This is a genomic window from Actinoallomurus acaciae (assembly GCF_042429965.1).
GTDB classification, from domain to species: Bacteria; Actinomycetota; Actinomycetes; order Streptosporangiales; family Streptosporangiaceae; genus Actinoallomurus; species Actinoallomurus acaciae.
On the sequence record NZ_JBHLZP010000133.1, the window covers coordinates 1 to 17,345 of the forward strand.

Annotated in this window: 15 protein-coding genes; 5 read left to right on the plus strand and 10 right to left on the minus strand. The window is 71.4% G+C overall.

Going from position 1 to position 17,345, the window contains the following annotated elements; translation table 11 throughout:
* From ACFFNX_RS19275 to ACFFNX_RS19310, 8 genes are all read right to left on the minus strand, one after another.
* On the minus strand, nucleotides 1–438 hold a 438-nt coding region (locus ACFFNX_RS19275; protein ID WP_378203716.1), incomplete at its 3' end, for an ROK family protein.
* Nucleotides 439–560: 122 nt separating this feature from the next.
* A complete protein-coding gene (locus ACFFNX_RS19280; RefSeq protein WP_378203719.1) occupies nucleotides 561–2,462 on the minus strand; it encodes a cellulase family glycosylhydrolase in 1,902 nt (633 codons plus the stop codon).
* Nucleotides 2,463–2,487: 25 nt separating this feature from the next.
* Entirely contained in the window at nucleotides 2,488–3,330 is an 843-nt protein-coding gene (locus ACFFNX_RS19285) for a carbohydrate ABC transporter permease (RefSeq protein ID WP_378203722.1), read from the minus strand.
* The gene (locus tag ACFFNX_RS19290; protein WP_378203726.1) at nucleotides 3,323–4,294 is read right to left on the minus strand and encodes a carbohydrate ABC transporter permease; all 972 of its coding nucleotides are present in this window, start codon (nucleotides 4,292–4,294) and stop codon (nucleotides 3,323–3,325) included. The genes ACFFNX_RS19285 and ACFFNX_RS19290 overlap by 8 nt, the downstream gene beginning before the upstream one ends.
* Nucleotides 4,291–5,601 carry an ABC transporter substrate-binding protein gene (locus tag ACFFNX_RS19295; protein ID WP_378203729.1) on the minus strand — a complete coding sequence of 437 codons (1,311 nt, stop codon included), beginning with the start codon at nucleotides 5,599–5,601 and terminating at the stop codon, nucleotides 4,291–4,293. The genes ACFFNX_RS19290 and ACFFNX_RS19295 overlap by 4 nt, the downstream gene beginning before the upstream one ends.
* Nucleotides 5,602–5,706: 105 nt before the next feature.
* Entirely contained in the window at nucleotides 5,707–6,717 is a 1,011-nt protein-coding gene (locus ACFFNX_RS19300) for a LacI family DNA-binding transcriptional regulator (RefSeq protein WP_378203732.1), read from the minus strand.
* Nucleotides 6,718–6,760: 43 nt separating this feature from the next.
* On the minus strand, nucleotides 6,761–7,492 hold the full coding sequence (locus tag ACFFNX_RS19305) for a VanZ family protein (protein ID WP_378203735.1): 732 nt from the start codon (nucleotides 7,490–7,492) through the stop codon (nucleotides 6,761–6,763).
* Nucleotides 7,485–8,723 (minus strand): serine hydrolase domain-containing protein, encoded by a 1,239-nt coding sequence (locus ACFFNX_RS19310; RefSeq protein ID WP_378203759.1) that lies wholly within the window; start codon nucleotides 8,721–8,723, stop codon nucleotides 7,485–7,487. The genes ACFFNX_RS19305 and ACFFNX_RS19310 overlap by 8 nt, the downstream gene beginning before the upstream one ends.
* A gap of 206 nt (nucleotides 8,724–8,929) precedes the next feature.
* Between ACFFNX_RS19310 and ACFFNX_RS19315 the strand changes: the two genes are divergently transcribed.
* On the plus strand, nucleotides 8,930–9,325 hold the full coding sequence (locus ACFFNX_RS19315; protein WP_378203738.1) for an NUDIX hydrolase: 396 nt from the start codon (nucleotides 8,930–8,932) through the stop codon (nucleotides 9,323–9,325).
* Here ACFFNX_RS19315 and ACFFNX_RS19320 read toward each other — a convergent pair.
* Nucleotides 9,322–10,275: a quinone oxidoreductase family protein gene (locus ACFFNX_RS19320; RefSeq protein ID WP_378203741.1), complete on the minus strand. Its 954-nt coding sequence runs from the start codon at nucleotides 10,273–10,275 to the stop codon at nucleotides 9,322–9,324. The genes ACFFNX_RS19315 and ACFFNX_RS19320 overlap by 4 nt on opposite strands.
* Nucleotides 10,276–10,420: 145 nt before the next feature.
* Between ACFFNX_RS19320 and ACFFNX_RS19325 the strand changes: the two genes are divergently transcribed.
* Complete coding sequence (locus ACFFNX_RS19325; protein WP_378203744.1) at nucleotides 10,421–12,448, plus strand: HelD family protein; 2,028 nt, start codon at nucleotides 10,421–10,423, stop codon at nucleotides 12,446–12,448.
* Nucleotides 12,449–12,452: 4 nt separating this feature from the next.
* On the opposite strand, the gene ACFFNX_RS19330 is transcribed toward ACFFNX_RS19325, so the two are convergent.
* Nucleotides 12,453–13,100, minus strand: a complete 648-nt coding sequence (locus tag ACFFNX_RS19330; RefSeq protein WP_378203747.1) for a TetR family transcriptional regulator — start codon at nucleotides 13,098–13,100, stop codon at nucleotides 12,453–12,455.
* A 134-nt stretch (nucleotides 13,101–13,234) separates the two neighbouring features.
* Here ACFFNX_RS19330 and ACFFNX_RS19335 point away from each other — a divergent pair, with 134 nt between their 5' ends.
* The 3 genes from ACFFNX_RS19335 to ACFFNX_RS19345 form a co-directional block, all read left to right on the plus strand.
* On the plus strand, nucleotides 13,235–14,824 hold the full coding sequence (locus ACFFNX_RS19335; RefSeq protein ID WP_378203750.1) for a DHA2 family efflux MFS transporter permease subunit: 1,590 nt from the start codon (nucleotides 13,235–13,237) through the stop codon (nucleotides 14,822–14,824).
* 123 nt (nucleotides 14,825–14,947) lie between these two features.
* The gene (locus ACFFNX_RS19340) at nucleotides 14,948–16,282 is read left to right on the plus strand and encodes an MFS transporter (RefSeq protein ID WP_378203753.1); all 1,335 of its coding nucleotides are present in this window, start codon (nucleotides 14,948–14,950) and stop codon (nucleotides 16,280–16,282) included.
* A gap of 169 nt (nucleotides 16,283–16,451) precedes the next feature.
* Nucleotides 16,452–17,345: serine/threonine-protein kinase (locus ACFFNX_RS19345; protein ID WP_378203756.1), on the plus strand; the 894-nt coding region annotated here is incomplete at its 3' end.

Genomic DNA, 17,345 nt, shown 5'->3' on the forward strand with positions numbered 1-17,345 from the left:
GTACACCCGGCCGTCGAGGATGAGACCGCCGCCGACGCCGGTCGAGACGACCATGCCGAGCATGGCGCGGACGCCGCGGCCCGCGCCGTGGTGGTACTCCCCCACCGCGCCCGCCACGGCGTCGTTCACCAGGACGACCGGCCGGCCGCCCAGGAGGGCGGCGAGCCGGTCCCGCACCGGGAAGCCGCGCCAGCCCGCGATGTTCACCGGGCTGACCGTGCCGGCGATGGCGTCGAGCGGGCCGGCCGAACCGATGCCCGCGCCGGACACCTCCTCGCCGCCGACCGCCTCCGTGACGACGGCCGCCAGGGCGGAGAACACCTCCTCGGCGTCGCCCTTGGGCGTCGGGCGGGTGGCGAGGGGGCCGATGCGTCCGTCGGGGCGGACGAGCGCGGCGGCGAGCTTGGTGCCGCCGACGTCCACGGCGAGAACGCTCAAGAGCCCTCCTTCGCCCCGCCCCGGAGGAGTGGAGGGACCAGCCGCGCCGTGTTCGTCGGTTCCGCTCACGGTCGGTTCATCGGTCTCTGCGGCGGTCGCGGACGCCGTATCACGCACGTCGGTCAACGTCGAAGCTCCAGCACGTGCACACCATACGGCTCCAGCGCCACCTCCTCACGCGCGGGTTCGGTCCCGTCGGACGCGGCCGCGACCTCGGCGACGACCTTCAGCTCCTCACCGGCCTGGCTGACCAGTACGGCGAAACGGGTGCCGTCGGCGCGGACCAGCACGTCCGCCGACACACGCGGGTCCGCGACGGTGACCGGGCGGCGCGCCCCGGCGAGCGTGGCGAGCGCGTCGTAGAGACGGTGCGTGGGCTCGGGGTTCACCCGCGGGGTGACCGCCGCCATGTGCTCCAGCGGGTACGTGCACAGCACCAGCCAGCCGTCGCCGTGCCGGCGGCGCAGCACGGCCGGCCGCCCGTGCCCGTCCACCGCGACGACCTCCGCCGTGGTGGGCCGGACCGGCAGGTACGAGCGGCTGTGCTCGGTGCCGGCGGCGCGGAACGCCAGCGTCGTGCCCTCGGCGAGCGGGCCGAGGGCGGCCGTGAAGGTCAGCTCGACGACGTCGTCCTCGATCGGGTCGGCCAGACCGTACCGGAGCCGGTGCTCGACCCCGAACATCGCGTTCATGTGGGAGTACCACGGGCCGCGCTGCCAGCCGTGCGAGCCCGCGCAGTAGGAGACGTACACCACGGCCCCGCCCTCGGCGAGCTCCTCCAGCCGGTGCCAGCCCGGCCCGGTGAGCTGTTTGGCCGACGGCACCAGGTACAGCCGCGCGTCCGGCGCGATGCCGTCGCTCTCGCGGGTGAGGCCGGCCGGCAGGTCGGCGGCCCGTGCGGCCACGTACGCCTGCCGCAGCGCGCCGAACACGTCGGTGCGGTCGGCGGCCTGGGTGAAGGGATACCCGGCGTCCAGCACGGACGGCACGACGAGCGCGGTGTCGGCCTCCGCGCGCTCGCAGGCGCCCAGGTCGATCCGCTCCAGGGTCGCGCCGAACCGGCGCATCTCCTCCAGCGCCGGCTTCGGCGTGCCGTCGGCCCGTGTCAGCCCGAAGTGCAGCTCGAACGGATGGTGACTGTACGGCGGCTGGTCCACCAGGTCGAAGTCGGTGTTGTTCCAGCCGAGCCAGCCCGTCGCGCCGCCGAGCAGGCTGTTGTGGAGCACCTGCCGGTAGTAGTGCGCGGCGTTGTCGTCGGAGACGAAGTCCGAAGAGCAGCCGAACTCCTCCAGCACGACCGGCCGGCCGTACGTCCCGGCCAGCTCGCAGATGAACGCGGCGCCGTAGTGCTGGCGGACCAGGTCGTCCTCCATGCGGTACACGTGGGGGCCGACGAAGTCGGTGACGGCGGCCAGTTCGCGCACCGAGAAGCCGTTGTCCTCCCCGGACACCTCGACGCCCCAGGCGCCGTCGCCGATCGAGACCGGTTCCCGCGCGCCGCCCGCGCGCACCGCCCGCACCATCAGCCGGGCCCACGCCGTCACCTGCTCGGTCGGCGCCCTGCCGCCGTAGATGGGCATCTCGTTGGTGATCAGCCACCCGGTGATCGCGGGGTGCCCGGCGTAGCGCCGGGCCATCTCCTCGGCGAACCACGCCTGCCGGTCGACCATCCACACGTCCGCGTACAGGTCGCGGCCGGCCCGCCAGGCCGGGTCCCAGTTCTCCCCGGACATGTGGCCGACGATGAACGTCGGGATGGTGGCCATGGCGCGTTCGGCGTGCGCCTCCAGAAAGTCGGTGTAGTGCGCGGCGAGGTTCTCGTCGATCCGGTCGGGCTCGGGCATGAAGTCCGGCCAGTAGAAGAACGACCGCGTGGTGTTCAGCCCGTGCTCGCGCAGGACGTCCAGCTCCTCCCGTACGACGCGGGGATCATAGGAGCGCCACATCAGCGGCCCGCCGGTACGCGACCAGAAGTTGACGCCGAGCCACGCGGCGCCGGACAGTTTGGCGAAGTTGCGGTGCAAAGAGGTGCCTTTCTGCAGGAGCCCGTCAGGACTTGACCGCGCCCGCGGTCAGCCCGTGGACCAGGAAGCGCTGGAGTGCGAGGAAGCCGACGACCACCGGGAGGCTGATGACGAGTGACGCCGCCATCACCTCGTTCCAGTAGACCTGGCCCTGGTTGGAGTACTCGCGCAGGCCGACCGCGAGGGTGCGGGTCGAGTGGTCGGTGAGGACGGAGGCGAACAGCACCTCGCCCCAGGCCGTCATGAAGGCATAGATGGCGACCGCGACGACGCCCGGGGCGGCCACCGGCAGGATGACCCGGAACAGCGTCCGCATCGGCCCGGCGCCGTCCACCCGCGCGGCCTCGTCCAGCTCACGCGGGATCGTGTCGAAATAACCGGCGATCAGCCAGATCGAGAACGGCAGCGCGAAGGTGAGGTAGGTGATGATCAGCCCGAGCCGGCTGCCGTAGAGCGCGATGCCGGTGTAGCGGTCGATGTTGACGAAGATCAGGAACAACGGCAGCAGGAAGAGGATGCCCGGGAACATCTGCGTCGACAGGACGGCCGTCATGAACGTGCCGCGGCCGGGGAAGCGGTACCGGCTGACCGCGTATCCGGTGAAGATCGCGATGATGACCGAGCAGACCGTCGCGGAGCCCGACACGACCAGGCTGTTGATGAAGTAGCGGCCCAGCGGCACGGTGTGCCACATGTCGATGAACGGCCGGACGGTCACGTGCGTCGGGATCCACCGGAAGGCGCCCTGCACGTCCCGCAGCGGCTTGACCGACGAGGCGACCATCACGTACAGCGGCAGGACGGTGAAGACCGTCAGGAGGGTCAGCACGACCCGGCGCGCCCAGCGCACCGCCGGCGACTCACGCATGACGGCTCCTCAGCCGGCCGGCGCCCAGGTATCCGAGCGTGACGACCAGCAGGAACGCCAGCAGCAGCACGGACATCGCCGAGCCCAGGCCGAAGTTCCAGGTGAGGAACGAGGCGTTGTAGATGTGGATGGAGATCATGTCCGCGTCGGCCGGGGGCTGTTCGAACAGGATGTAGGCGGTGTTGAAGTCGTTGAACGTCCACAGGAACAGCACGAGCAGCAGCACCCGGTTGACCGGCCGCAGCAGCGGCAGGGTCACCGACCGCAGCCGGCGCACGAAGCCCGCGCCGTCGATCGCCGCCGCCTCGTACAGGTCGCCGGGGATGCTCTGCAGCCCGGCGGTCAGCGTGAGGAACGCGAACGGCCACAGCCGCCAGACGCTGATGACCACGAGCGCGACGAAGCTGTTGCCGCCCAGCAGCCAGAACGGGTGCCCGTGCGTCAGGTGCAGCTCGTCCGACAGCACCGCGTTCACCATGCCGGCGTCGCGCTGGAACATGAACCGCCAGGTGATGACCGCGGTGAAGACCGGCAGCGCGTACGGCACCAGGAACAGCGTCCGCAGCGTCCCGCGCCCGCGGAACGGCCGTTCGAGGAAGACCGCGGCGGCCAGCCCGAACAGCCACGCGCCGGCCACGACCAGCACGGTCACCGCGACCGTGATGAGGAACGAGTGGAACAGGTCCTTGGCGATCGGGCCGTTCGCGTCCACCGCGACCCGGTAGTTGGTCAGGCCTCCGTACGGCGCCGCGGTCCAGTTGCGGATGAAGAACTGGGTGAGGTGGAGCAGGCTCATCCACACGCCGACGATCATCGGGATGACGTGGATCGCCAACTCGGCGATGAGGGCGGGCAGCACCAGGAGGTACGGCAGGAGGGCCCGGCCGGGTCTGCGGAACCGCCGCCGGGGAGCCCCGGGGGCGCGCGCCGGCGCGTCCCCGGGTGCGGTGACGGTGCCGCTCATCCGCCCGACTGCATCTTCTTGTTCGCGGCGGCCAACTGTTTCTGGATGGTCTGGTCGTCGACGGGTTTGCCCGCGGCGGCGTCGGCGAGCAGTTGCTTGACGGTGTTGCCGACGAGCGTCTCGAACTGCGCCTCCTGCGGGATCATCGGCAGGGTCTCGGCGGAGTTCGCCAGGATGTCCTTGAACGTCTTGATCTCGGGCGTCTGGAACCTCGGGTCGTCGTAGGCCTGCGGCACGACGGGCAGGTCCCCGAGCACGCTGTTGAGGATCTTCTGCTCGTCGGGGCTGGTCAGGAAGTCGATGAGCTTGAGCGCGCCGGTCTTGTTCTTCGTGTTCTTGAACATGCCGATGTTGATGCCGGCGACGTGGCTGCTGACCTTGCGGCCGCCCGGCGGGAGCGGGCTCGGCGTCGGGATCGGCACGACGCCGAAGTCGCCGGCCTTCATGCCGTTCTCCTTCAGGCCGGTGGGGGCGTAGCTCTGGATCATCATCATCGCCGACTTGCCGGTCGCGAACTCCTTGAGCATGTCGGCGTCGTTGAGGACCTCGGCGTCGCTGGGGTTGACGACCTTGTCACCGGCCAGGAGGTTCACGTACTGCTTGACCCCGGCGACCATCTGCGGGGAGTCGAAGCCGGGCTGGCCGCCCTGGAACAGCCGCGCGCCGTTCTGCGCGCCGAACATGAAGGCGAAATGGGCACCCTCGGTGTAGCTCGCGCCCTCGATCCCGACGCCGTACTGCTTCTTGGCCGGCACGGTGAGCTTCCGCGCGTCGGCCACCAGGTCCTGCCAGGTCTGCGGCGGCTTCAGGCCCGCGTCGGCGAACAGCCTCTTGTTGTAGAACAGCCCGTACGCCAGGCCGTAGAGCGGCACGAACGCCGGCGGCTTGCCCGGCGCCCCGGTGGAGGTCAGCGTCGAGGGGATGAACTTCGCCCTGCCGCCGACCTTGGCGATGGTCGCGTCGTCGAAGGACTGGAAGGCGCCGGTCGCCTGCAGTGAGGCCGACCAGGTGTTGCCGACGTTGACGACGTCCGGCCCCTGACCGCTGGAGGCGGCCGCGAGAATCCGGTTGAGCAGGTCCGGCCAGCCGATCACCTCGAGCTTGACCTTGATACCGGTCTTGGCCTCGAACTTCTTCAGCTCCGGCCCCAGCACCTGCTGGTCCTGCTGGATGCTGCGCCCCTGGTTGCTCGCCCAGTAGGTCAGGGTCTTGGGCGACGAGTCGTCGCCTCCGCCGCTCCCGCAGGCCGACAGCCCGGCGGCGAGTGTGACGCTCGCCGCGAGTGCCGCGATTCCGCGTGCCTTCACCTGTGTCTCCCATCACCCGTCAGTCATCTGAGGACGCCCCCGGCTCTGGTTCCATGCATCGGACCACTAAACCGGTTTAGCGTCAACAGGCGATATGAGGTGACGTCAGCGCAGCGGTCCGGTGCTGCCCCGGGGCGACAGGACCGCCGTCGCGTGGCAGGCGCTCGTCACCGGCCGCCCGGCGGCGAGGTCGGCCAGGCGGCGCGCGACCTCCGCGCCGTACGCGGCGATGTCGAGGCCGACGGCGGTCAGCGGCGGGTGGACGAGCCGGCAGAGCACCGAGTCGTCCCAGGCGACGATGGACAGCCGGTCGGGGACGCGGATGTCCATCTCGGCCGCGACGTCCAGCCCGGCCACGGCCATGACGTCGTTGTCGTAGACGATCGCGGTCGGCGGGGCGGAGGAGGCGAGCAGCCGCCGCGTCACGCGGGCGGCCTCGTCACCGGTGTAGTCGGCGGTGCCCCCGGACGGCGTCACGCCCAGCTCGCGGGCGGCCTGCTCGAACGCCTCGTCGCGCATGACCGTGTGCCACAGGCCGGGCAGCCCGGCCACCCGGGCGATCCGCCGGTGCCCGAGCGCCACCAGGTACTCCATGACCGAGCGGACCGGGGCGACCTCGTCGTTCCACAGGCCCGGCAGGCCGCCCAGCCCGTGGGGTCCGCCGACCACGATCGCGGGCATGCCGAGCTCGGCCAGGACCTTCGCGCGCTCGTCGTCGACGCGCAGGTCGACGAGGAAGACGCCGTCGACGCGGCGCTCGGCCCACCAGCGCCGGTACGTCGCCTCCTGCGCGCGGGCGTCGTCGGTCACCTGGAGCAGCAGCGCGATGTCACGGCTCGACAGCTCGGCCTCGATGCCGGAGATGAGCTGCATGTAGAAGGGCTCGACGCCGAGCGTCCGCGCCGGCCGGTCCACGACGAGGCCGAGAACGCCGGCGCGCCCGCCGGACAGGGCGCGCGCGGTCCGGCTCGGCTGCCAGCCCATCTCACGGGCGATGTCGAGAATGCGGGCCCGTGTCGCGTCCGACACACCGGGGCGGTCGTTCAGCGCGAACGAGACGGTGCTCTTGGTGACGCCGGCGCGCCGGGCGATGTCCGCGATCGTGGGACGCTTCATTCGGACTCCCCCGGTGGGCCGATTTTCACTTAACCGGTTTTTCTCAGGGGCACAACTGTAACGCGACGAGCGGCGGCGAGGCCCGGGGGCGCCACCAGTGGCGGGACGCCAGCGCGGCCAGCACGGCGCCGGCGGCGTTGACCAGGACGTCGTCCACGGACGACACCCGGTCCAGCCGCAGGACGTACTGTGCGGTCTCGACCAGGGCCGAGCAGCCTGCCCCGAGCACCATGATCCGCGGCACGGACGCCGTCGCGGCGAACCGCAGCGGAGCGAAGAACCCCAGCGCCGCGAAGATCAACAGGTTGCCGCCGATCCCGACCGGCCCCATCGTGACCAGGTCCCGCAGCGGGATCAGGTTCACCCGGCCGGGGACGAGGCCGGCCTCCGGGCCCGGGATCAGGGTGATCCACACGAACGGCACCGTCCCGTAGATCATGCCCACCTCGGCCAGCGACATCCGCCACGCCGAGGTGACGCCGGCGGCGCGCCGGCGGAGCGTCAGAGCACACGCCACCAGAGCGGGCAGGGGCAGCCCGGCCGACGTCATGAGCAGCACACCGTTCTCCGTGTCGAAGCAGCCGTGCCACCGCCCGGCCGTACACGCCGAGGCGGACATCATGAGCGGCCGCCGCACGATGAAGATCGCGCCCGCCAGGCCGAGGACCGCCAGGCCGACGAGCACGATTCCGCGCGTGCGGCGAGGTGGCGCCAAGGGGTCCGCGCCGTCGTGGTGGCGTGTGCGGTACGTGGACTCCTCCGGTGGCTCAGCCACCCGTCCCTCCGTCGGCCGGAGCCCCGGTGACGGCCTGCATCTCCTGCCCGATCATCTCCGGCAGCGGCACGCCGTCGCAGTTGCCGAGGATGACGCCGACCCAGCCGGTGTACGGGTAGATGTTCCAGTTGGCGCTGACACCCGGGTTGCCACCGGCGCGCTGGTACATCCACTGGCCGTTGACGATGGAGACCGGAATCCCGTACGCGCCGAACCCCTTCGGTCCATGGGGGATCTTGGCGGCGGTGAGCACGTCGGCCCAGGGCCGGTCCAGCACCGTGCCGTCGCCCAGGGCGCGCGCGAACCGGACCAGGTCCGGCGCGGTGGCGAAGCCACCGTCCCCGGGGGCGTCGATGAAGGCGCGGCCCGGATTCTTGCCGAGTACGTTCGGGTCCGGGCTGCTCTCGTCCAGGTTGCGGACGGCGTCGACCACGTTGCCGTCGGCCAGCTTCATGTACGGGTGCGCGATGTGCCCGTCGGTGAGCCACTGCGGCCTGGTGACGAACGCCGAGCCGGTCATGCCGCAGCGCCCGAAGATGTTCTCCTGCACGTAGTCCCAGTACGTCCTGCCGGTCACGGCCTCCACGATCAGCGCGGAGATGGTGACCTCCGCCTCCTCGTGGGCGGTGTCGGGAACGCCCGGGACCCCCACCAGCGTCGCCTGCCGGGCCCGCTTCTCGTAGTACTCGTGCACCTCGTCCCGGCTGTGGAAGACGCGTCTCACGTCCTCGTCCGGGCAGTCCAGCCCGGAGGTGCCGGACAACAGGTGGTGGATGGTCACCTGCTCGGCGACATCCTTGGCGAAGCCCTTCAGATGGGCGCCCACCGTGTCCGACAGCTTCACCTCGCCCCGCTGCGCCAGTTGCAGGACGGCCACCGCGTGGAACGGCTTGCCCGCCGAGCTGAGGCTGAACGCGGTGCCCTCGTGGTTGGCGATCCTCTTGTCCTCGTCGGCCATGCCGTAGCAGCGGGACAGCACCGTCCGGCCCTGGTGCGACAGCAGCACCACGCCGGAGAACCTGCCCTCGGCGGCCAGCCTCGCCACGTACCGGTCGTAGGCCCCGCCGGGAAGGGTGTCCGGCGGGACCCGGTCGTCGCCGGCCGCGGCCTGGTCGGCGAGGCCGGACCGGGCGCCCACCGGCGACACGCCGGCCACCACGCCTGCGGCCGCCAGCCCGCCCCACCCGAGCAGCCGCCGCCGGTCGACACGGCGTACGGAATCCGAATCCATGGTCACGGTCCCTCCCCGATGGGCGGACCGGCCGTTGATGCACTGTGGTCCATGCCTCCACTGAAGACGCGGGACCGTTGCGGCGGCGTATGCGATTCTCGATACGCCCGCGATACGGGCGAACCCGGGCCCGCAAGGCGGCGTTCGTGTCCTGCCGATCGCTCGGCGGGATGCGCGCCGCCCGCTTTCGCGGGCATCCTGTCGGCATGCACGTGCGCTGCGTGGGAGCGATCGTCCATGACGCCGAGGGCCGGCTCCTGCTCATCCGCCGGGGGCATCCCCCGGGTGAGGGCCTGTGGTCACTGCCGGGCGGACGGGTCGAGGCGGGCGAGTCCGACGCCGAGGCGGTGGCGCGGGAACTGGTCGAGGAGACCGGCCTGCGCGTCGAGCCGGGCCACCTCGTCGGCTCGGTCGAGCGCGCCGGGCCGGCCGGAGTGACCTACGACATCCACGACTACGCCGCCGTCGTGACCGGCGGCACCCTCGCCCCCGGCGACGACGCGGCCGACGCCCGGTGGGTCACCCCGGACGAACTGCGCCGCCTCCCGGCCACCACCGGTCTGGTGGAGACGCTGACCCTGTGGAAGGTCCTGCCCCGTTAGGGGATGAGCAGGAGCTTGCCCGTCGTGCGGCGCGACTCCAGGTCGTCGTGCGCTCGCCCGGCCTCCTCCAGCGGGTACCGGCCGCCGATGTGCACCGACAGGTCGCCGGCGGCGATCCAGCCGAACAGGTCCTGGGCGCGCAGGGTCAGCTCCTCGCGGGTGGCGGCGTAGTGGGCGAGGGTGGGGCGGGTGAGGAACAGCGACCCGGCGGCGTTGAGCCGCTGCGGGTCCACCGGCGGCACCGGGCCGCTCGACGCGCCGTACAGTGCCAGCATTCCCCGGGGGCGCAGTACCGACATGCTGTCGTCGAAGGTCGTCTTGCCCACGCCGTCGTAGACGACGTGCACGCCGCCGGTCAGGTGGCGGACCTGCTCGGCGAAGCCCTCGTACCTCACCACCTCGTCGGCGCCGGCGTCGCGGGCGAGCTTCTCCTTCTCCTCCGTGGAGACCGTTCCGATGACGCGGCCGCCCCGCAGCTTGATCATCTGGGTGAGCAGCAGCCCGACGCCGCCCGCCGCGGCGTGGACCAGGGCGATGTCGCCGGGCTTGATGGCGTACGTCGAGTGGCTGAGGTAGTGGGCGGTCAGTCCCTGCAGGAACACGGCGGCGGCCTGCTCCGGGCCGGCGTCGCCGACCGGCACGGCGCGGTCGGCGCGCACCACGGCGCGCTCGGCGTACGAGCCCTTGATGTCGGCCGACACCACGACGTCACCGACGGCGATCCCGGTCACGCCCTCGCCCACCGCGCCGACCCGGCCCGCGCCCTCCAGGCCCGGGACGTAGGGGAGGTCCTTCGGGTAGGCGCCGGTGCGCTCGTAGGTGTCGCGATAGTTCACGCCGCTCGCGATGACGTCGATGACGATCTCGCCGGGACCCGGCCGCGGGTCCTCGTGGTCGGTGGCCCGCAGGACCTCGGACCCGCCGAACTCGGTGACGACGATCGCGCGCATGTGACCTCCCAGGAGCAATGGTTCGACTCCGTTCGAACTTAGCGCACGGGCGGCGGGGAAATTGAGGTGAGCCGCCGCGTCTTCCGTACTACGTTGGTGACTTTGCGCCCCCAACGCTCCCCCCACCTACCGGAAGGGTTCCGTCATGCCTGCCCAGGAAGCCGAGGACATCGAGGCGGAGATAACCGCCGAGCGCGATTATCTCCGGCGTTCCCGGGCGGCGCTGGGGCGGATGCGGGAGAACGTCCTCACGCTGGACGCCTCGTCCGCCGGCGACTGGGTGTCGGCGGAGGTCCTGGCGGGTGAGCTGGCCAAGCGTGCGGAGGCGCTGCTCGACGACCCTTCGACCGCGCTGTTCTTCGGGCGCCTCGACCATCCGGACGAACGCCTCTACATCGGCCGCCGGCACGTCCACGACAACGGCGGCGAGCCCCTGGTCATCGACTGGCGGGCGCCGATGTCCCGGCCGTTCTACAAGGCGAGCACGGCCGACCCGATGGGGCTCGTGCTACGGCGGCGGTTCGGCTACTCCGGCGGCGAGCTGACGGCGTTCGAGGACGAGGACTTCACCACGCAGGCCGAGTCGCGCATCCTCATCGAGGAGATCGAGCGCCCTCGCGTGGGCCCGATGCGCGACATCGTCGCCACGATCCAGCCCGAGCAGGACGACATCGTACGGGCCGGGGCCGAGCACACGCTGTGCGTGCAGGGCGCGCCCGGCACCGGCAAGACCGCGGTCGGCCTGCACCGGGTCGCCTACCTCCTCTACGCCCACCGTGAGCGGATGCGCCGCGGCGGCGTGCTCGTCATCGGGCCGAGCTCTTCGTTCCTGGACTACATCCGCGGCGTGCTGCCCGCGCTCGGCGAGATCAACGTCCGGCAGGAGACCCTCGGCGGGCTGCTCGACGCCGTCCCGGTCAAGGGTCGGGACACCCCCGCGACCGCGCGGATCAAGGGGGACGCGCGGATGGCGGAGGTGCTGCACCGGGCGATCTGGGGCCACCTGCGCGAGCCGGACGAGGCGCTCGTGCTGCCGCGCGGCACGCGGCGCTGGCGGGTCCCGGCGTTCGAGATCGCCGAACTGGCCGGCGAGCTGCGCACCCGCGGCGTCCGGTACGGCGCGGGCCGCGACCTGCTCTCCCACCGCATCGCGCACGCGATCCTCATCCGCATGGAGTCGGCCGGCGAGGCGTGTGACGACCGTACGCACGAGGCCGTGCGCCGCACCCGGCCGGTGAAGGCGATGGTCGACCAGGCCTGGCCCGCGCTCGCCCCCGTACGCGTGGTGATGCGGCTGCTGTCCGACGCGGACTTCCTCGCCGAGGCGGCCGAAGGGCTGCTCGACGCCGACGAGCAGGCCGCGCTGCTGTGGGAGCGGCCCGCCCGGGGCCCCAAGTCGGCACGCTGGTCCCGCGCGGACGCGGTGCTGGTGGACGAGGCGGCCGACATCATCAGCCGGACGCCCAGCCTCGGTCACGTCGTCCTCGACGAGGCACAGGACCTGTCGGCGATGGAGTGCCGGGCGGTGGGACGGCGATGTGAGACCGGCTCGGCCACCGTGCTCGGCGACATCGCCCAGGGCACCACGCCGTGGGCGATCGGCGACTGGGCGACGCTCCTGCGCCACCTCGGCAAGCCGGACGCGGAGCGGACCGTCCTGGACCGCGGCTACCGGGTGCCGCGTCAGATCATCGACTTCGCGAGCCGGCTGCTGCCCGCGATCGCGCCGGGCCTGGCCCCGCCGACGTCCGTACGCTCCGCGCCGGGGTCGCTGGAGATCCGCCGGATCGAGGGCGCCGACGCGGACGCCGCGGTCGTGGCCGCCTGCCGGGAGGCCCTCGCCGACGAGGGCTCGGTCGGGCTGATCACGGCCGACGCGACCGTGCCCGCGCTCGCCGGGCTGCTGACCGCCGAAGGACTCGACCACGTGACGCTCACGGACGGCTTCGCCGGGGCGCGCCTGGTCCTCACGCCCGCGACGCAGGCGAAGGGCCTGGAGTTCGACCAGGTCATCGTCGTCGAACCCGCGGACATCGCCGACGCCGAGCCGGCCGCGACGGCCGACGGCGGCGCGGTCACACCGGGGCTGCGGCGACTGTACGTCGTACTGACCCGTGCGGTGTCGCACCTGACCGTCCTGCACACCCGCGACCTCCCGGTGCCCCTGAGCTGAGCCCTCAGGTGGCCGCGGCCCAGGCGCCGGGCAGTGTGCCGGCGGCGAGCGCGATGAGCCCGCGCACGCGGGGCACCACCTCGGCGGGGTCGACCACCTCGTCCCGTACGCAGGTCTCGTAGGCCACCCGGACGGCCGACATGAACGAGGCGACCACCAGGTGGGGCCGCGGGTCGGTCACCACGTCGGTGCCCGCGCGCCGCGCGATGATCCGCGCCGCGGCCTGCTCGGTCTCGGCGAACCTGCGCAGTTGCCCGGCGGCGACGGCGGGCGTGTCGTCGATCAGGCGGTGGAGCTTGCGGAACCGGGCCGTGTCCGCCTCGTCGCTCTCCCGGATAGCGTCGAGGGAGACGTCGAGCGAGGCCAGCAGCGCGACGATCGGCGGCTCCGCGGGCGGGCGCTCGGCCAGCGCCGCGATGAACAGGGTGTCGTAGCCGGTCAGCAGCGACAGGGCGATGTCCTCCTTGCCGGCGAAGTACCGGAAGAAGGTGCGCTGCGACACGTCGACCGCGGCGACGATCTCATCGACCGTGGTCGCCTCGTAGCCCTTGGCCAGGAACAGGTCGAGCGCGGCGTCGACCAGGGCCCAGCGAGTGCGCTGCTTCTTGCGTTCGCGCAGGCCGGCGACGTGGGCGTCGATCATGCCTGCCATTCGCGCTCTCACCTCCCCTTCTGTTCATAGTCTGCCATATGACAGCAAGTGACTCTTCAAAGACGTTTGTCATTTGTCAGTAGCTGCCATAACTTTCAGAGAAGGCCGCGCTCGTACCGATCGAGGGGGAATGGATGTCTCAGCCGGTCGCACAGCACTCCGCACCCGCCGCGTCGGGCCGTACGGCCCGCCGTGGGCACGGCAACCCATGGCTGACGCTGATCGCCGTCGCACTCGGCGTGATCATGGTCACCCTCGACACCACGGTGGTGGCGATCGCCAACCCGGCGATCTCCCACGACCTCGGCGCGTCACTGCCGGACCTGCAATGGGTGACGAACGGGTACCTGCTCGCGCTCGCGGTGTCGCTGATCACCGCGGGCAAGCTCGGTGACCGCCTGGGTCACAAGCCGGTCTTCCTCATCGGCGTCGTCGGCTTCGCGCTCGCGTCGGCGGGCATCGGCCTGTCCAGGGACATCGGGCTCATGATCGGCCTGCGCGTCATCCAGGGCGTCTTCGGGGCGATGCTCCAGCCGACCGCGCTCGGGCTCCTGCGCGCCGCCTTCCCGGCCGAGCGCCTCAACATGGCCATCGGCATCTGGAGCGCCTGCATCGCGGCCTCGACCGCGGCCGGCCCGATCGCCGGCGGCCTGCTCGTCCAGCACATCAACTGGGAGTCGGTGTTCTTCATCAACGTCCCGGTCGGCCTCGTCGCCCTGGTGGTCGGCGGCCTGTTCCTGCTGAACGCCCGCGGCGGCGACCGGGGCTCCTCCTTCGACATTCCCGGCATCCTGCTCTTGTCGGGCACGCTGTTCTCGCTCGTGTGGGCCGTGATCAAGGCGCCGTCGTACGGCTGGGCCGACGTGAAGACGCTGGCGTTCCTGGGCGCGGCCGTCGTGCTGCTGGCCTTCTTCGTGCTGCGGGAGATCAAGGCCCGCGAGCCGCTGCTGCCGCTCGGGCTGTTCCGGTCCGTCCCGCTGTCGGTCGGTGCCGTGCTGATGATGCTCATGGCCTTCGGGATGTTCGGCGGGATGTTCTTCCTGACCTTCTACCTGCAGAGCGTCCACCTGCTGTCCCCCGTGCAGACCGGCGTGCGGCTGCTGCCGATGATGCTCGCGATGATGGTGGCCTCGCCCGCGGCCGGCGGGCTGATCAGCAAGGTCGGGCCGCGTGTTCCGCTGGTCGCCGGGATGGTGTGCGCCGCCGGCGCCTTCCTCGGGCTGTCCCACATCGGGGTGGAGGCGGGCTTCTGGGCGATGACGCCGTGGTTCGCGCTGCTCGGGATCGGGCTGAGCCCGGTCCTCGTGGCGGCCACCGACATCATCGTCGGGAACGCCCCGGTCGCCCTGGCCGGGGTCGCGGGCGGTCTCCAGCAGGTGGCGATGCAGGTCGGCGGCGCGCTCGGCACCTCCGTGCTCGGCGCGGTGATGACCGCGAAGGTGGCGAACGTGCTGCCGGGACACATGAAGGACGCCGGGCTGCCGGCCCCGACCTCCGCGCAGGTGGACCTGATGAAGGGGGCGATCTCCCAGGGCGTCGCTCCGGTGCCCGCGAACACCCGGCCGGAGGTGGCCCGCCTGCTGGTCCGGGTCAGCGACCTGTCCTTCATCGACGGGATGCATCTGGCGTTCACCGCGAGCGCCGGCATCATGTTCGCGGCCGCGCTGCTGAGCCTGCTCGTACGGGCCGGGCGTCAGGTGGAGAGTGCGGCGGCTCTCGTGTGACGTCGTGACCGCATTGCCAATGATTCAGCGTGCTTTTCGTCACATTAGGTGCGTTCTGTTGCCCGAAACCCGGGTAAACGTCCTGGCGATTTCTCATCAGCATCGGGGGCGACAGGAGGATTCATGGTCCTGGAGCCGGGCGAGGCGCGGCGAGCACGCTCCCTTGACGACAACGAACGCGGGTCGCAGGTCCGGATGGCCGCGATCGCGAGCGTGGTCGGCACGTCGATCGAGTGGTACGACTTCTTCCTCTACAACACCGCGGCGGCGGTCGTCTTCAAGGACGTCTTCTTCCCCTCGTCGAGCGACTATGCCGGGACGCTGTCGTCGTTCGCGACGTACGCCGTCGGGTTCGCCGCGCGCCCCGTCGGCGCGGTGATCTTCGGGCACTGGGGCGACCGCCTCGGCCGCAAGGCGACGCTGATCGTCACGCTGGTCCTCATGGGCCTGTCCAGCGCCCTCATCGGCGTGCTGCCGGGCACGCACTCCATCGGCGTGGCCGCGCCGATCCTGCTGGTCGTGCTGCGCGTCCTGCAGGGCGTGGCGGTCGGCGGCGAGTGGAGCGGCTCGGTCCTGCTCTCGATGGAGTGGGGCGACAGTAAGAAACGCGGGCTCATGGCGAGCTGGCCGCAGATGGGCGTTCCGATCGGGCTGATCCTCGGCACGGTCGCGATGTCCTCGGTGGCCAGCGCGAGCGGCGACGCCTTCAAGAACTGGGGCTGGCGGCTGCCGTTCCTGTTCAGCCTCGTCCTCGTCGCGATCGGCCTGTGGGTGCGGCTCCGCGTCATGGAGACGCCGCTGTTCGCCGAGGTCGTGGAGAAGCGGCAGGTCGCCAAGGTGCCGGTGGCCGAGGTCATCCGGCGCCACCCCAAGGAGATCGTGCTGAGCGCGCTGCTGCGCTGCTCGGAGCAGGCGCCCTTCTACATCTTCACCTCCTTCGCCCTGACGTACATGGAGAAGGACGCGGGCCGGTCCAACACCTTCGCGCTGAACGCGGTGGCGGCCGCCGCCGTCGTGGCGCTGATCGTCATTCCGGTGGCCGGGCATCTCAGCGACTCGATCGGCCGTAAACGGATCTACGCCGCCGGGGCGTTGCTGACCGCGATCATTGCTTTTCCATACTTCGAACTGATCAATACCGGTATCGGCGTGGTCATCTTCCTCACCGTCATGCTGTCGGAGGTGCCGCACGCGTTGCAGTACGGGCCGCAGGCCTCGCTCATCGCCGAGGTCTTCCCGACCAACCTGCGGTACGGCGGCGCGGGCATCGGCTACCAGCTCGCCTCGGTGATCGCCGGCGGGCCGGCGCCGCTGCTGGCGACCTGGCTGCTGCACGACCACGGCTGGTGGGCGATCTCGGCGATGATGGTGCTGGCGGCCGTGCTGACCCTGATCGCGACCGCCCTGCTGCCCGACCGCTCCCGCGTCGACATCACCGACGACGCCGTTTACGCGTAGCAGGCGACCACGTCACCTGTCACGGAGGTGGCGAGCGGCGGCGGCCCGTGACGGGCCGCCGCCGTTTTCAAATGGCAACATTCATTCGCACTTGCCATCAATCACGGGGAACCAGCGCGATCCGCCCACTAGTCTTATCGACTGTTGACACGGGAGGATCTGGACCGCTGTGACCGAAAACCACGTGACAAGCCCTTTGCGGCCCAGCGATCCGCAGCAGCTTGGGGACTATCGGATCATCGGGCGGCTCGGACGCGGCGGGATGGGCATCGTCTACCTCGCCGAGTCCGCGAGCGGTGAACGCGCCGCGGTCAAGGTGATCAGCCCCGAGCTGGCCGACGACGAGACGTTCCGCGACCGGTTCCGCCGGGAGGTCGAGTCGGCCCGCAAGGTGCGGCGTTTCTGCACCGCCCCGGTGCTGGACGCGCAGCTCGACGGCGAGCCCCTGTTCATCGTCACCGAGTTCGTCGACGGCGCGGACCTTCAGGAGTTCGTCACCGCCAGCGGCCCGATGCGCGGCTCCAGCCTGGAGCACCTCGCGGTCGGTGTCGCCACCGCCCTCACCGCGATCCACGGTGCCGGAGTCGTCCACCGCGACCTCAAGCCGGCGAACGTCCTGCTGTCCTCCGTCGGGCCCCGCGTCATCGACTTCGGCATCGCGCGCGCTCTGGACACCGTGTCCGGCGCGACGCGCACGGGCCAGTTCATCGGCACCCCGGCGTACATGGCGCCCGAGCTGATCTCCGGCGCCAAGGCCTCACCGGCCTCCGATGTGTTCGCCTGGGCGTGCGTGGTGGCCTTCGCCGGCACGGGACGGGCGCCCTTCGACGGCCCGACCGTGCCGTCCGTGCTCTACCAGATCACGCACGGCGAGCCGTCTTTGGACGGTCTGGACGAGGGGTTGCGGAGCCTGGTGGCCCGCGCCCTGTCCAAGGACCCGGCGGCGCGCCCCTCCGCGCAGGAACTCCTCGACGTGCTCACGGGCCGGCCGCACGCCGAGGCGGCCGCCGCCGCCGAGACCCTCGGCCGCACGTGGGCGCACACGGTGCCGGACGGCCCGCAG